At 61.9% G+C, this 13,031-nt stretch carries 18 protein-coding genes; 2 read left to right on the forward strand and 16 right to left on the reverse strand.

What is annotated here, in order from left to right:
- The first annotated feature begins 151 nt into the window (after nt 1-151).
- Complete coding sequence (locus GO615_RS11625) at nt 152-1,081, forward strand: EAL domain-containing protein (protein WP_169128133.1); 930 nt, start codon at nt 152-154, stop codon at nt 1,079-1,081.
- Nucleotides 1,082-1,375: 294 nt separating this feature from the next.
- Here the strand turns inward: GO615_RS11625 and GO615_RS11630 are convergent, their stop codons facing one another.
- From GO615_RS11630 to GO615_RS11670, 9 genes are all read right to left on the reverse strand, one after another.
- Nucleotides 1,376-1,804 (reverse strand): lysozyme inhibitor LprI family protein, encoded by a 429-nt coding sequence (locus tag GO615_RS11630; protein ID WP_169128135.1) that lies wholly within the window; start codon nt 1,802-1,804, stop codon nt 1,376-1,378.
- A 61-nt stretch (nt 1,805-1,865) separates the two neighbouring features.
- Nucleotides 1,866-2,150 carry an HU family DNA-binding protein gene (locus tag GO615_RS11635; RefSeq protein WP_169128137.1) on the reverse strand — a complete coding sequence of 95 codons (285 nt, stop codon included), beginning with the start codon at nt 2,148-2,150 and terminating at the stop codon, nt 1,866-1,868.
- Between the two features lie 3 nt (nt 2,151-2,153).
- Nucleotides 2,154-2,462: a hypothetical protein gene (locus tag GO615_RS11640; protein WP_169128139.1), complete on the reverse strand. Its 309-nt coding sequence runs from the start codon at nt 2,460-2,462 to the stop codon at nt 2,154-2,156.
- On the reverse strand, nt 2,459-2,971 hold the full coding sequence (locus tag GO615_RS11645) for a CBS domain-containing protein (protein ID WP_169128147.1): 513 nt from the start codon (nt 2,969-2,971) through the stop codon (nt 2,459-2,461). The genes GO615_RS11640 and GO615_RS11645 overlap by 4 nt, the downstream gene beginning before the upstream one ends.
- A gap of 2 nt (nt 2,972-2,973) precedes the next feature.
- Nucleotides 2,974-3,990: a recombination-associated protein RdgC gene (rdgC, locus tag GO615_RS11650; protein WP_169128149.1), complete on the reverse strand. Its 1,017-nt coding sequence runs from the start codon at nt 3,988-3,990 to the stop codon at nt 2,974-2,976.
- A gap of 79 nt (nt 3,991-4,069) precedes the next feature.
- Nucleotides 4,070-4,357, reverse strand: coding sequence for a hypothetical protein (locus tag GO615_RS11655; RefSeq protein WP_169128151.1), 288 nt, complete (start codon nt 4,355-4,357; stop codon nt 4,070-4,072).
- Between the two features lie 70 nt (nt 4,358-4,427).
- Nucleotides 4,428-4,748, reverse strand: coding sequence for a hypothetical protein (locus GO615_RS11660; protein ID WP_169128153.1), 321 nt, complete (start codon nt 4,746-4,748; stop codon nt 4,428-4,430).
- Nucleotides 4,749-4,833: 85 nt separating this feature from the next.
- Complete coding sequence (locus tag GO615_RS11665; protein WP_169128155.1) at nt 4,834-5,160, reverse strand: hypothetical protein; 327 nt, start codon at nt 5,158-5,160, stop codon at nt 4,834-4,836.
- Between the two features lie 89 nt (nt 5,161-5,249).
- Complete coding sequence (locus GO615_RS11670) at nt 5,250-5,861, reverse strand: hypothetical protein (protein WP_169128156.1); 612 nt, start codon at nt 5,859-5,861, stop codon at nt 5,250-5,252.
- 325 nt (nt 5,862-6,186) lie between these two features.
- Here GO615_RS11670 and GO615_RS11675 point away from each other — a divergent pair, with 325 nt between their 5' ends.
- Nucleotides 6,187-8,235: a helix-turn-helix domain-containing protein gene (locus GO615_RS11675; protein ID WP_211167064.1), complete on the forward strand. Its 2,049-nt coding sequence runs from the start codon at nt 6,187-6,189 to the stop codon at nt 8,233-8,235.
- A 94-nt stretch (nt 8,236-8,329) separates the two neighbouring features.
- Here GO615_RS11675 and GO615_RS11680 read toward each other — a convergent pair whose 3' ends face one another.
- The 7 genes from GO615_RS11680 to GO615_RS11710 all read right to left on the reverse strand — a co-directional run bounded on the left by GO615_RS11680 (nt 8,330) and on the right by GO615_RS11710 (nt 13,007).
- Nucleotides 8,330-9,532, reverse strand: a complete 1,203-nt coding sequence (locus tag GO615_RS11680; RefSeq protein ID WP_169128158.1) for a hypothetical protein — start codon at nt 9,530-9,532, stop codon at nt 8,330-8,332.
- A gap of 76 nt (nt 9,533-9,608) precedes the next feature.
- Nucleotides 9,609-10,016, reverse strand: a complete 408-nt coding sequence (locus GO615_RS11685; protein ID WP_169128160.1) for a DUF6884 domain-containing protein — start codon at nt 10,014-10,016, stop codon at nt 9,609-9,611.
- Nucleotides 10,017-10,184: 168 nt separating this feature from the next.
- Nucleotides 10,185-10,658, reverse strand: coding sequence for a TA system toxin CbtA family protein (locus GO615_RS11690; protein ID WP_169128162.1), 474 nt, complete (start codon nt 10,656-10,658; stop codon nt 10,185-10,187).
- 70 nt (nt 10,659-10,728) lie between these two features.
- The gene (locus GO615_RS11695; RefSeq protein WP_169128164.1) at nt 10,729-11,022 is read right to left on the reverse strand and encodes a hypothetical protein; all 294 of its coding nucleotides are present in this window, start codon (nt 11,020-11,022) and stop codon (nt 10,729-10,731) included.
- Nucleotides 11,023-11,026: 4 nt separating this feature from the next.
- Entirely contained in the window at nt 11,027-11,365 is a 339-nt protein-coding gene (locus tag GO615_RS11700) for a hypothetical protein (RefSeq protein WP_169128166.1), read from the reverse strand.
- An 86-nt stretch (nt 11,366-11,451) separates the two neighbouring features.
- The gene (locus GO615_RS11705; protein WP_169128168.1) at nt 11,452-12,051 is read right to left on the reverse strand and encodes a hypothetical protein; all 600 of its coding nucleotides are present in this window, start codon (nt 12,049-12,051) and stop codon (nt 11,452-11,454) included.
- Nucleotides 12,052-12,059: 8 nt separating this feature from the next.
- Nucleotides 12,060-13,007, reverse strand: coding sequence for a hypothetical protein (locus tag GO615_RS11710; RefSeq protein ID WP_169128170.1), 948 nt, complete (start codon nt 13,005-13,007; stop codon nt 12,060-12,062).
- Nucleotides 13,008-13,031: the final 24 nt, after the last annotated feature.

Here is a 13,031-nt window from a genome sequence, read left to right on the forward strand (position 1 = left end):
TTGTTTGACGAACGGGGGCCGTAAATGGTGGGGGTAAAGGCTATTTGGCTCCCTTCCCCCCCGCGATAAATCTCCTACCCTAGCGTCACCAACGTCAAAAGGGACGCATCGGATGGATGCCCGCGGCTTGCCCCAACATATGACCCCAGAGATGCTCGACCGACTCAAGGTCGCCGAGCATCTGTGCCCGGTCTTCCAGCCCTTGTTCGATCGCCACTTGCGCGTAATGACCTACGAAGCACTTATGCGGGTCATCGATGCTGACGGGCAAATACTATCCCTGCCGCACTACGTGGAACAGATGGAGGCGCACGGCCTGATCTCGCTGGCCGACATCACGATGGTGAATCAGGTGCGTGATGTTACGAGTTGCGTGCGCCTGCATTCTGTCGCCGTCAACGCCTCGCTCAAGACGCTCGAGCATCGCTTTCCGACCTATGTCGCCGCGCTATCCAAACTCCGTGCCGCTGATATTGAAGTCATCGTAGAGATCACCGAAACAGTACCGATTTTTGACACCGGCCGGCTTCGCGCCTGCGTAGATGGACTGCGGGCCGAGGGTTTCGTGGTCGCCCTCGATGACGCCAAGCTCGATCACGCCTTCGGGCACCCGGAATTGCTGCACGCGGTCAATCCCGACATCGTGAAGATCGACGGGCCGTTTTTTCACGACGCGCTACGCGACGACGCCACGCGGCGTCATCTGGAGGGCTTGGTCAATGCTGCCCACGCAATCGGGGCGACGGTCGTCTTCGAGTGGGTCGACACCCCGGAGCGCTTTGAACGTGCGTTGGACATGGGTGCCGATTGGGTGCAGGGGTTCCTGTTTGGCAGGCCGAAGAGCCTGTGGCCATCGTCGCTGCGCCGTGACGGACCGCGCCGTCCGTGCGGCCATGCACATTGCCCGCTGGATCGGGCCGAAGCTCGGATCGAAGATCAGACCGAAGATCAAACCGTAGATCAGCCGCTTTCGCCCACGCGATGGGGCAACCGTCTATCGAGCGGCGCGAGGAAGATCGATTCGAGCTGCGGTGACCGGAACTCGGTAAAGAATGGCCAAATACCGCCAAGCGCGAGCTGACAGCGGAAGCGCACTTCGCGTGAATTCAGATCCGCTCTTGCGACCACAGGGCCGTCGCACTTGACCATCGCATCAACGGCCGCAAACCCTGCTCCGAGCGCGCCATGGATGACGCCGGAACCACCACGCCACAGGTAGGCATCCACCGCGGCGGCGGCAACCCAGAATGCGACGATCGCCAGCACTCGAATCAACCAGGCTGAAACTCCGGGCACGGCCAACTCCGGTCGTTGTCGTACCCGCATGATTACATGGCGGCAGGGCGAGGAGCTGTGAAATCCCCCCTTTGCACCGTCAGTCGACGATGAAACCGAACTGCGCGAGCCGTGTCCTGTACGCGTCGCGAAGGCACTTCACGTTCGTGCACGCATCACGCACGCGGCGCTGCCACTGTTCGTGTTCTTGCTGCGCTGCCCGCCGGCCCGCGTCGGCGACCATCCCGTTCAGGCGTGCCGCGAACATCTGTTCTGCGAGCAGATCGAGAGAGGCCAGTTCCTGCGTGCTGCAGGTCAGTCGCCGCGCCCCGGATACCGTTTCGTCGCACAGCGCCGTTGGCATCACACTCGCAGCCTTGTGCGCAGCCGGCTCCGCCGGTCGCCAGCCCTGGGCGCCGGGGCGCATCACATCCGCCGCGAGGACGGATACGACGCCAGCCATCATCCCCGCTGCAACCAGCCCATAGCGACCCCACCGCTTCACTTGCCGCCCGTCCTGCAACGACATCCGGGGCCGCCGTTATCGCACGGTTGCGGACTCGGCGATGGATCCTGCGCGGACGCGTTCATCACTTCGCCGCCTCGGTGACGCGCTGCTTGAAAGTTGCGCCGGCGGAGAATTTGGGGCGATAGCCGCCGTCGAGCTTCAACAAGGCACCGGTTTGCGGATTGCGCCCGACGCGCGGCTTGACCTCCATGCGCTCGAAAACCCCAAAACCCATGATCGCCGCCTTGTCGCCGGCCGCCACGACTTCCTGAATGATGTCGGTGCACGCTGTCAGCATTTCCTCGACCTTGTTCTTGCTCTGCGAGGTCCTGTCCGCAATTGCTGCGATGAGTTCGCTCTTGTTCATGTTTCACTCCTTGATTGATTTGTCACTACAAGATTCCGGCTCTGCTGCAGTCTGGAACCGCCTGATCGTCATTGCGGCGAGCGCCCTTCGCCCATTGAAATCTGACCGCTCAGCCATCGCCTGGATGAACTCCGCGAGCCACGGCATCGTCGCCTTCGTTGTCTTCCAATTTTGCAGGGCCTGGTCTTGCTCTTCGTCAGTGAGAGGGGCCATATCCGCCGCAATCCGCGCCTGACGCACGGCCAACTGCTCCGAGGCCTCCGGGCGCTCGTCACGCCCCTTGGCTTGGGCATAAGAGCCTTTCCGGCTCACGCCCGACGCGCTCCGGCGTTGCGAATCGAGATGCAGGTACTGCAGAGCAGATCGTAGAGGTCGTTACGCGAGATGACCCCGACGAGCGCTCCATCGGCGTCGACGATGATCAGGTGGCGAATGCCTGATCTTGCCATCGACAGCGCCGCCTCATGTACGCTCGCCGTTGATCGGATGGTGGTCAGTTGCTTGGTCATGACCGTGCTGATCGGGGCATTCTTGTCGATGTCCGGGATGGCCACCCGCAACAACACGTCTTGCAGGGTCAGCACTCCAACCGGCCGACGGCCGACGCGCTCCATCACGATGACGGATCCGATCTTGTGCCGCGCCATCAAGGACAACGCCACCTGGATCGTGGCGCTCGGCGCGACCGTGATGGGGTTCGGTCGGGCCACCTCGGCAACGGTGCCGCCCCCAAGTCGGTGCTGCGCGATGCCGCTGTTCATGCGGACGAACGGGCGTGGCGCTTCAGGCTGCGCGGTGTGGCCCGCAGGCTTTGGGGTCATGATCAGGCCGCCTTGAGTTCCGCCGCGGGCGAAGGATCGCCGCAGCTGCCGGCGACCTCGCCCCCGCACACCTCAAGCAGCGCGTCCAACACGCGGCGCACCACGCCCGCCCGGATAACGAGGCTCGCCTTGAAATCCTCGACCTGATCACCGCTAATCGCCTGCTGTTCTTCCTCGGAGGTCTTTTCAAGGAACGAGAGCGCACGCATATCGTCGATCGCCATCAACCGGAACGACACCTCTTCGCCCATGTTGATCTCCAGGTTCACGGGCACCATTCCGGCTTCAAGGTGCTTGCGCACTTCGTCGAACGGCAACTCCTGCCCAGCATACCGGACACTCCCCTGCCCTTTCAGATGCAAGGTATCGCCCATCTCGAACCCCCCGCTCGCTTCCTCACCGAGCAGCCATTCGCGCATGACCCCAGCCAGCGGATTCACCGTCGCAACTGAGCGTACGGGCAGATTGGGAATGCAATGACGCAGATTCTCCAGCACTGTGTCCGACACAGCGTCGGACGAGGTGCCCACGAGCAGCCAACGGCCCATCGTGTCGAAGATCACCTCGGCGTCGTGATCCTTCGGGAAGGCCTTGGGCAGCATCTCCATCAGCACCATCTCGCTGAGCTCGGCGCGCTGCTTGCGGCCCGGACGGAAACCCTGAGTCTGTTCAAGCTGCGCCGCCCGCTCATCGACCGCACGGCGCAGCGCATCCCCCGGCACCTTCCGGGTCTCGGTCCGCAGCTTGCAGTAGAGGTACTCCCCGCACGCCATCACGAGCGCCCCTTCATTTCCCACTTCTGCCCATCCCGCGCGCGATGCCTCCTGCGAGCCACAGGGCGCGAATCGGCGGCTCGCCAATTGAGCGGCAAGTCCCTCGGCATCGGTGAGCCCCTGCGGCTCCAAGCGATAGACACGAACATTACGCAGCATGCGACTGATCTCCCTGGTTGCCATTGCGTCCATTAGATCAAGGCCGTTCGCCCATTGCATGCGCCCAAAAGGCTGATAACCCGCCATTTGTCCCGGTTATGCGCTTTGCGTCCGTAAACGACGAAGCCCCCGGCCGCATGATGCGACAGGGGGCTAGGTCTTTCGGTCAGCCGTACACGAGGTTGAGCATGTACGCGAGCGCAACTGCACCGACGATGAAAGGCAACGTGCCCGGTGCGAGCTTGCGCCAGAACGTCGTCGGGTAGCGGCGACTCTGGGCGATCTCGGCGTAGACCACCCGCTTCATCAGCCAAAATTCGGTCATGGAAGCGAGACTGAGCAACCATACCTTTTGCGCCATCGACAGACCTCCCATGAGCACGGCAATCGCGATCAGCGCGATGCCAAGCAGGAATAGGCCCACATCCAGACTCTCTTTCAGTTTTTGGAACATCTTCTTTCTCCTTTACGGACATTGACGGCGCCAAAGGGGAATCCCGGCGCCTTTCGTTGAGAACGACCGCTCAAGCGGCCTGCAACTGCTCGAAGGCTGCGAACACAGCCCGGCGCAAGTCCGGCTCATCCGGCACACCGCTAGCGTCGAGCGCCGCGTGGAACCGGATGTCCCGGCGCAAACCCACCTTGGCGGCCTCCACCCTGTCGCGAATGCGCGGGTGGATTTCGTAGGTCAGCGCGACATCGGGCGAACTCGTGACGATCGCCGTGGCGCTCCTGCCCGCGGATTGCACGGACTCCAACGCGGCCCTCGCCTCGGCTTCGGGGCAAAAGCGGTGCTGCGCCTTCCCGTGTTCCTCGAACACGAGGATCGTGTTTACATCGTTCATTTCTTTCTCCTGGTTGTGCCCGGGAGAGCCGCCCGCGAGGGCGAACCCTGTGGGCGTGAATGAAATCGACGGCAGTTGCGCCGCCTCAAAGGTCGAGGATGCAGCCCCCGACCACGGCGAACTCTTCGCCCGAGAATCGCAGCTTCTGCAGCTGGTCGAAGTTCTCGTCACGTCGTGCATCGACGTGGGCGAAACTCATTCCGGTGTCAGCCTCCACGATCCCCGTGGTGAGGCAGGGATAGCTGACCCCTGCCCGTTCGCCCGACATGTAGCGGGCGAAACTGCGGCAATCCGAACTGCGATCCAGCCGGTAGCCGAGATCCGCCAAACGGCGCTTCACGGCGTCGAGCGTGACCTGCTCCTGCCCCTGACTTTTTCGGAATCCGATTTCCACCTGTAGGAACATTTCCATGCTGCTTTCTCCTTCAGCGATGCCGACGGAGACGCCCCCACGGAGGGCGTCTCCCTCCTGGGCAATTGATGGAACCGGCCAGGCCGGTCTCAGTTGACGACGCGACGCTCCGTCACGAGACATTCCAGAACGTCGAGTGCGTGGCGAGCCTTGCCGCTCGCACGCAATCCGATGTCCTCGCGGTCGACGCGTCGGATCAGCTGGTGCCGCCGATCCGTCACGAGGCCTCCCACCACCACGGGGGCCTTGCGGCCATCGAAGTAGCGGAACAGGTAGGCCCAGCCGCCGGGAAAGCCCGCACTTTCCGGCTTCGCCAGTTGGTGCAGGTAACTGAACACGCCGCGCCCACCTTTGGTGCAGCACATCGTGCCCACATCGGACATGAAGAGTGCCTGCGGATCGAACTCGAATCCGTTGCAGGTCTGCTCTTGCGTCGAGCGCAGGCAATTGGAGAACTGCGTCGTACCCCAGACGTTGCCCATGCCGAGATACTCGGATTGACGATCGAAGGTTGCGAGTTCCGTTTGCGGCTTGCCCGTCCAGAGTCGGCAGGACTCGAACGTGACCCCTGACTTGGGTTCCAGCGACTGCAGCACTTCATCGCGGGTCCGCTCGTCGACGTAGGCGAGATATTCCGTGACCTCCTCGCGGCGGACACGAATCCCGTGACTGATTTCGAGACCCGGTATTTGCGTGCTCATTGGTGAACTCCTCGGTAATGCGGAGGACACCAGAGACCCCTACGGGGCTGGCGTACCCCGCGGGTTGAGATGAACGACCTCGCGTCGTTCGTGTTGAAAGGCTGATTGACCGTCAGCTCGGCATCTTGCTCGTCACAATGACGAGCGGGAAGATGCGCGTACGATACGTCCACGATGACGAGCCTGTCAAACGATGCAACGACCCTCTTTCGAACCTATTGTCATGTGATACTTTCGTCGCATGGACTCGACTGCCAGCATTCCTGCGCCCCCTCCGATAGCTATTGTCAAGCGGGGCCGACCACTCCTCTCGGACCGCGCAAAGTTGCGTGCCGCCCAGATCAAGGCGGCGCGAACAAAAGTCCTGATAACGCCCAGTCAGATCGCCGAGCGGCTTGGCATTCCCTTGCCTCGCTACAGGCATCTGGAAAAGCAATGCAGCGACGCCGCATGGGCGCAATATGGCGAGGCGATCGCTCGTATTCTGCGCACGACCACTGCAGCGCTGGAAGACCTCCAGATCCCCACTGAACTCGACGACAGCACGAATACCTGTGATCCTCAAACAGCCGAGGAGATCGCCGCCCGATTGGCGACCCACGCAGCGAACCGCCGGCACGAGCTCAAACTCTCCATTGCTCAAGTCGCCCGCGACGTTGGGGTTACACGTCTGACGCTCGCAAAATGGGAAGCAAAATTCCCATTGCGGACATCGACTCAGCGACTGGAACGGTGGGCACATGCCCTGCAAGTTCCGGCCGGCTGGCTTACCGATACCGATGCTCCCTCGCCATCACCCAGCCTCCCCGAGCCGGTGAAGCTCCGCACCGACTCGCATCAAACGGTCAGCGACGAAATTCTGGATATTGCCGCGTGGCTCGCAGAGTCGAACCAAAGGAGGCGCCAAGCCGACTGGAGCACACTGCGGCCTGCGGCTGCCCGAAATGCAGAGATCTTCGCATTACGCTACGGTCGCGAGGGGGAAGCTCGCACTCTCGACTGCATCGGACAGCGATTCAACATTACTCGCGAACGGACCCGGCAGATTTGCGCCACGATGCTTGCGCGCACCAGGGGCCAGCAATTCGCAACTCCGGTTCTCGCCTCGCTCATTGTGGATTTGCAGGCACACCTACCTGCCCCCATCGCCGAACTCGAAAGTCGCTTCCGCGACCGACTCGGGCCTAGCCAATCGTTGCGTGGCGTCTACGAATTTGCGACCGAAATCCTTGCAACACGGACCTTCGAAATTCGTCAGAACGTAACTGGTCACCAACTGCTCCGGGATGAACCGATCGCTTGTCGCGTCGGTGATGACCAGTCCGAGATCGGCCGCGTCCTGTACGACGCTTCCTGCAGAATGATTCGTGTGAGTGGCGCCGCACAAGTCCAGTTTGTGTTTGGCGTATGCGCGCAGGAAGGTCTTACGCTGCCCTATCCCGACTATATGAAACTTGTCATGACACTGCCCGGTTTCGAGTGGCTTGAGGAGCGGACCGGTTGGTATTGGCTGGGCGGTTTCGGGCCGGCTGACAACCGCGCGCTCTTCGTGGCTCGAAAGATCCTTGCAGTCTCGCCTCGCCGCGTTGACGTAGCTGAGATTGTCTCCGCCCTAGCCCGCGGGCGCCGGCGCCATAACGTACAAAAACCTGACGCATTTGAACTCGAGGTCGATGCGCCCCGCGACGCAATTCTCGGAGTTCTCCGACGCTCGCCCGGCATTGAGGTGCTTCAGCATGACGACTTGAAAAGCAGCACTCGCTTTCACATCGAGGATGAATTGTCGGCAACGGAGATAATGTTCTACAAGACACTCCACGAACGCGGAGGGCTGGCAAGTTGGAGCGAGCTGAAATCTGCGCTTTGCGATCGCGGCGGCATACAGCCGGTGACGTTCCATATGACCCTGCACACATCGCCCATTTTGCAGGCGGTCGACTTCGGCCTCTACAAACTGATCGGCTACTCGCTGTGCTCCGACAAGGCCATCGAATCCCTGTCGTCTTGGCGGGAGCGGCTTGGAGCGACGCGTGCAATGGGCGCGGCTTATGAGGTGCTCGGGTCTCATGCGGAGGCATCCGAACCGATCTCGGTTGTTGTTCGCCTTGGATCGTCCATCTACCGTGGTGGATACTTCGATTCCCCCGCTGCGCTTAAGCCCTATCTCAAGATGGATCAATCCTATTCTGTGGCAGGTTTTCCTAATCCGATTAGGGTGTGGACATCTACGCAAAGACATAACAAGCAACTCGTCCGTCTCCAGGGAATGCCACAGGTTTTCAAATCCATGGGTCTTAGACCCGGGACCCAAGTAACAATCACCTTGAATCCGGCGGATCGTCGCTTTGAAGTGGCTCCGTTCACGCCGGAGTGATGTAGCGCCACTCACATCATTGTTCCGGTGTAGCGCGAAACAAGAAAAGGCCCACGCGCATCGCGACGTGGGCCTAGTGTTGAATAGACTGCCGTCAGGCAGCCATGGGCATCGGTGTCCGGCTACGACTCAGCCGGGCGCCCGATTTCTCGATAGTCGAAACCACCTCGATGGCACATTGTCGCGCGTGTGCGAACTGGCGCTGTAGCTCGTCGGCCAAATCGTGCATCTCCTCGAACACGACGCCCCGCTCGTACCAGTAGCGCGCGATCGCCGCTCGCTCCTCGGGGGTCGCCCCAGGAGCAAGCCACTCCACGAACCATTCGAGCTCGTCCAGCGAATACGCTCCCGGAATCATCAGATTGCCGATGATCTCGGTTTCGTCGTCGCCATAGCCGAACTCCTGACCGAAGCACTGCGCGGCCCGCATGAGTTCTGCGGGATCGCACCACAAGCGGTTTAAGAGCGGCCGGATGTCGCCCAGCTCGCGCTGTGCCCTCGCCCGGATGGCTCGGGTGGCCACCGTCACCGGCGCCGCCTCGCCCACCATGGCGCGAATGCGGCAGCTATCGGCCGTCAGCACGGTTGCCGGCGACGGCATACTGACGGCTGACGCCAAGGCGAAGAGCTTCTTGCGATCAGCACCGACGCCCAGCAGATGTACGCGGGCCGGCTGGCGTTCGCGCATCAACTGCCGGATCTCGGCAAGATCGAAGCTGTGCCTCTTGCACGGCAGGCCGAGGATGAACGCATCACCAAGCCCCACCGCCTCACGCACTGCGTCGTAACCGGACACGATGCTGTCTGCGCCCCGCTGCAGCGGCACGATCAACTGTGCGCCCGTCCGATGCAGGGCGGCAATCTGCGCGCGATGCGCCCGAAGCAAGTCGAGCGTCGTCGCGAACTCACCGGGTTTGTCCGGCATCACCAGCATCAGCGCAGCCGGGGTGCGGACGGAGGCAACCAGTTGTCGGTAGCGCGACATCACATCGCCAAAGTCGACCTGCTTCGCCTCGCCCGAGGAATACACCCCGGAATCGACGAACACCATGCCGCCCTCACTATCGACGTGCTGCCGCAGGCGCTCCCGCATCGGACCCGACAGCAGTCCGATCACGACACCCACCGGCTCGCCTGCCGCCGCGTAACCGTTAAACTCGGCCGGGTTGGAGGCCCCGGAGCGGAATACCATCACCTCGCCGAGCAACTCCTCCGGCGGCGCGACCAATAATTGCTGCCGGTCATCCGCGCGCCTCACCTCGAAACCGGGAAAAAGGCTTTCGTCCATCTCAAACATTTGCGTCTCCTAGTGCTACGGAAGACGCCGCCCACGAGGGACAGCATCCCCCGTGGGTTGAAAAATCTGCGCAGCCCTACGGCCGCGCGTTTTGCTGCGTGAGCCAAGCCAGTTGCCGACCTATCCCCATGCCTTGCAGCGGTCGCTTCACGTCGAGGCCCGTGAGCCCCGCGCAGTAGCGCTCCCCTGCGAGAACGATGAAACGCTCCGCCGCGAACGGCTCAAGCTGCTCGCGCACGCGCCGCGCCCAGGCCCGCCGATCCGCCGCGCTCATGGCATTGAGCGTGACGTCGTAAGTCTCGATCTCCTGGCTCGGGGCCAGCAGACCGAATTTCGCCGACAGGATGAACCACTGCGAACAATGGGCCATGACCCATGTGCGCGACTTACGGAACAGCGAGGACACGTAGATGTCCTGCGCGGGGTGCCGCCCTTCGAGTTTCTGGCCGCAGCAGGCGACCAAGCCGATGCATTCCCGAACCATACTTTTCCCCGGCAAGGGGGTCGCGAACGCCCTTGAAGGGCATCCGCGACCTGGGTTGTGGGTCACTTCGGGCGATCCGGGTTGGATGCCTCCAGTGCCGCGATCTCCGCCTCCAGTTTCCGCTTCTCGCGCTGGAGCGGTGCCTGCCTCCGAGAGTGGGCTGCTGTCCTAAACGGACTGTGCGGCAACGGCTTCATCCTGCTTGGTGATCGCCGCTTTCGACGGCACACCATAGAAGCCCTCGACATCGATGCGATCGAGATCGGCCTCCTGGGCGTGCTCTGCGATCACCTGATACGGGCGATAGCCCTGCGCGATGCACTGCGCGACGATCGACTCGTCACACAGATGCGTGTCACCCAGTTCCAGCCCATAGTGGCGTTGGAGGAGGCTTGCCGCGATGCGCTGGAAGCGCTGCACGGTCATCGCCGGCGCTGCTGCCCCACGCTCGCGCACCAGGTCGACGAGTTCGGTGAAGCTCTTGCTCCCCACCTGGTCGGCCGCACGATGAAAGGCGCTCCCGATTCTCCGGAACGCCGCATCGAGTAGTTCGACCTTGCGGGCGGTGATGCGCACGGCGGTAACGCCGACGATTTGTGCCTGATAGTTGGGGGGCACGATAAGGGTTGCGTTGCTCATCATGTCTGACTCCTTGAGGTGATGCCGGAGCCCGCCCCAACCGGGGCGAGAACCCCGGCGGGTGATGAATGACTCAACAGGCCCGATGCGCATGGCAGATGCTGCGAAATCCCGCGATCTGCAACATGCGACGGATGTGGCGCTGGATGGCCGAGCGCGTCCCACGCCACGGGGCATAGAACGGCGCATTGAACACCTTCACGCCGGCGCGGCGGTTAATGCGCTCGTGGATGGACCCCGAGTGCATCTCTTCCAGCCACCGGTGACGCACGCGCTCGTGGCTCACGAGACGCAGACCGTCGAACTCCACCGGCTTCGGTGCGCGCAATGCGAAGTCACGCAGCTCGTTGGAATGGAAGGGGCCCATGGCTTCACCCCTGCTCGCCGTCGATCTGCCGGATGAGGGCGAAAACATCGGTGCGGTCGGTGCCGCAGTGACTGCACACCCCTTCCTGCACGGCGGAGAGGCCGTTGATTTCCACCGGACCGGCCTGGTAATCGGCGGTTGAGCCGCAGCAGCGGCAGAACTCGACGCTTTCGGAGACGATGTTGACCTCCGATTGCATGTCGACCAGTTCCGCTTCGGTGTTGCCGGTGATCAGGCCGTGTGCGCGTGCCGCATTGATGAGCTGCTGCACGTTGGCGAGCAGCAGTTCATCGTCGGTGCCGTTGAGCTCGACGTCGATGGACAGTAATGCACGGATCTTCATGTGGTGACTCCTTGGAAATACGGAGCCACCTGATGCCCCATCGGGATCAGAATGACCCCGTGGGTTGATGAAAGGCTGGATTCGGCTTACGCCCGGTCTTGCCAGCTACCGGCTCGATGCCTTGCGGCACCATGAGATGCTGGAATCCTAGCACAGTGACACGAATTACGGAGCGATTGCCTGCGCGCGTTCCTGCCGTTGGATTTTCCCCCCGCCTTGCGACGCCACTCCTGCTCGAATCGCTCGCGAATCGCAGCCGCCTCAGCCACCTTGGCGCCGAGCCGCGCCTCGTAGTTGAGTTCAGTCCCGACGTAGAGCACGCGCGCCGGGCCGTCCTTCGAGGGCCGTGGGATCAGCAGCTGTACTTCCCGCACCCGTCGCCCTTTGCGCTGCTTGAACTGGACATACACCCCCACCACGCCAGTCGGAATCTGCTTGCTGGCGAACTCCCTGCTGCGCAGTGGGCTGACGGACTCGGGCGTTCCGATCTTCCGAAGAAATGCCTGAGCGGCGGAGAAGGATGCGATGGGATCGCCGAGCACGCCATCCGCGAACCAACGCGTTTTCTTGCCCGGGGGACGGGCCTGCCAGCCCGGCCCACGTCCGGTGTCAATCCGCACCAGATAAGCCGGCAACTCAAAGGTGCCGTAGCCGTCGATCTCTACGCTTCTATGTGCCGACCTCATCGTTGCCTCTATCGCTGCATCGCATACACCTTCCCGTTCCGGAGATAGACGTATCTGTCATTCGAATACACCCACTGCTCGTCCTCCCCCCAAACCCCTACCGTTTCGTTCACGTCTCGTGGCGCCCCCATGGCCGCGCGAAGCTGTTCGCTGTTCATTCCGATAACCGGGGCTCCCCGTTTGATACCGTCGACCACGCGCTTACTCCAACCGCGCGACGGATCCTTGGTGGAGAAGAGCATGTTGAAATAGAGTTCGAGCTCCCCCGCGCTGCCCGGCACGGAATACGACAAGAGAACCTCCGCCTCACCACCACCATCGAGCTTCCCGATAAGGAAGACCTCTCTCTTGCGTTTTTCCGTCTTCGTAAAAGTGATCCGAGTAAGCCCAGACAGACTCCGGTAGGGCACCCGCAGCCATAGCGCCTTGCCCGGCTTTACCCCCAGATCGGCCAGGAACTGATCGACCTTCGCTGCCTCGGCGGCTTCCACTTCTACAAGCTTCCTCGCCCTCAGCTCCTCGAAGGCTTTCTGTCTCTCTGCTGCGGCCTGCTTTTCCCGTTCCCTCGCAATCGCAGGATCCTCGATGCTGTAATCGGACTCATTGAAGGGATTCGCGTACAGGTATCCTTTCTCAACCCCGAACTCCACCTCATAGGCCGGAACATCCCCGATCGTCACCACGCGACGGATCGTGAATGCGGCATCCTTAGGGCGGATGCGCCATGTCAATCCGTTGTATCCATTCTCGTAAATGGAAGTGAATTCGCGCAGATAGTAGGTTTTTCCTACCCGTGCTGCGAGGGATTGATACAGCTGAGGGTTGGTGTCCGCAAGAGGTTTGTACGTAGAGCAGCCTGCTGACAGCAGAGCCGTTGTGACAAGAACGGCGGCAACAATTCGCAAATCCAGACTCCTTACCAATCGACCGATGGCGCAGGCATCTTCGCTTGTCATTCGCAAGCGAGTCCCCGCTTTCTT

Origin of the sequence: Aromatoleum evansii (assembly GCF_012910805.1) — a bacterium.
Lineage (GTDB): Bacteria > Pseudomonadota > Gammaproteobacteria > Burkholderiales > Rhodocyclaceae > Aromatoleum > Aromatoleum evansii.

Excerpts from the sequence above, each read along its gene's own strand:
- GO615_RS11625 (WP_169128133.1), top strand. The coding sequence starts at position 152 with ATGCTCGACCGACTCAAGGTCGCCGAGCATCTGTGCCCGGTCTTCCAG.
- GO615_RS11630 (WP_169128135.1), bottom strand. The coding sequence starts at position 1,804 with ATGTCGTTGCAGGACGGGCGGCAAGTGAAGCGGTGGGGTCGCTATGGG.
- GO615_RS11635 (WP_169128137.1), bottom strand. The coding sequence starts at position 2,150 with ATGAACAAGAGCGAACTCATCGCAGCAATTGCGGACAGGACCTCGCAG.
- GO615_RS11645 (WP_169128147.1), bottom strand. The coding sequence starts at position 2,971 with ATGACCCCAAAGCCTGCGGGCCACACCGCGCAGCCTGAAGCGCCACGC.
- rdgC (WP_169128149.1), bottom strand. The coding sequence starts at position 3,990 with ATGGCGGGTTATCAGCCTTTTGGGCGCATGCAATGGGCGAACGGCCTT.
- GO615_RS11655 (WP_169128151.1), bottom strand. The coding sequence starts at position 4,357 with ATGTTCCAAAAACTGAAAGAGAGTCTGGATGTGGGCCTATTCCTGCTT.
- GO615_RS11660 (WP_169128153.1), bottom strand. The coding sequence starts at position 4,748 with ATGAACGATGTAAACACGATCCTCGTGTTCGAGGAACACGGGAAGGCG.
- GO615_RS11665 (WP_169128155.1), bottom strand. The coding sequence starts at position 5,160 with ATGGAAATGTTCCTACAGGTGGAAATCGGATTCCGAAAAAGTCAGGGG.
- GO615_RS11670 (WP_169128156.1), bottom strand. The coding sequence starts at position 5,861 with ATGAGCACGCAAATACCGGGTCTCGAAATCAGTCACGGGATTCGTGTC.
- GO615_RS11680 (WP_169128158.1), bottom strand. The coding sequence starts at position 9,532 with ATGTTTGAGATGGACGAAAGCCTTTTTCCCGGTTTCGAGGTGAGGCGC.
- GO615_RS11685 (WP_169128160.1), bottom strand. The coding sequence starts at position 10,016 with ATGGTTCGGGAATGCATCGGCTTGGTCGCCTGCTGCGGCCAGAAACTC.
- GO615_RS11690 (WP_169128162.1), bottom strand. The coding sequence starts at position 10,658 with ATGATGAGCAACGCAACCCTTATCGTGCCCCCCAACTATCAGGCACAA.
- GO615_RS11695 (WP_169128164.1), bottom strand. The coding sequence starts at position 11,022 with ATGGGCCCCTTCCATTCCAACGAGCTGCGTGACTTCGCATTGCGCGCA.
- GO615_RS11700 (WP_169128166.1), bottom strand. The coding sequence starts at position 11,365 with ATGAAGATCCGTGCATTACTGTCCATCGACGTCGAGCTCAACGGCACC.
- GO615_RS11705 (WP_169128168.1), bottom strand. The coding sequence starts at position 12,051 with ATGAGGTCGGCACATAGAAGCGTAGAGATCGACGGCTACGGCACCTTT.
- GO615_RS11710 (WP_169128170.1), bottom strand. The coding sequence starts at position 13,007 with ATGACAAGCGAAGATGCCTGCGCCATCGGTCGATTGGTAAGGAGTCTG.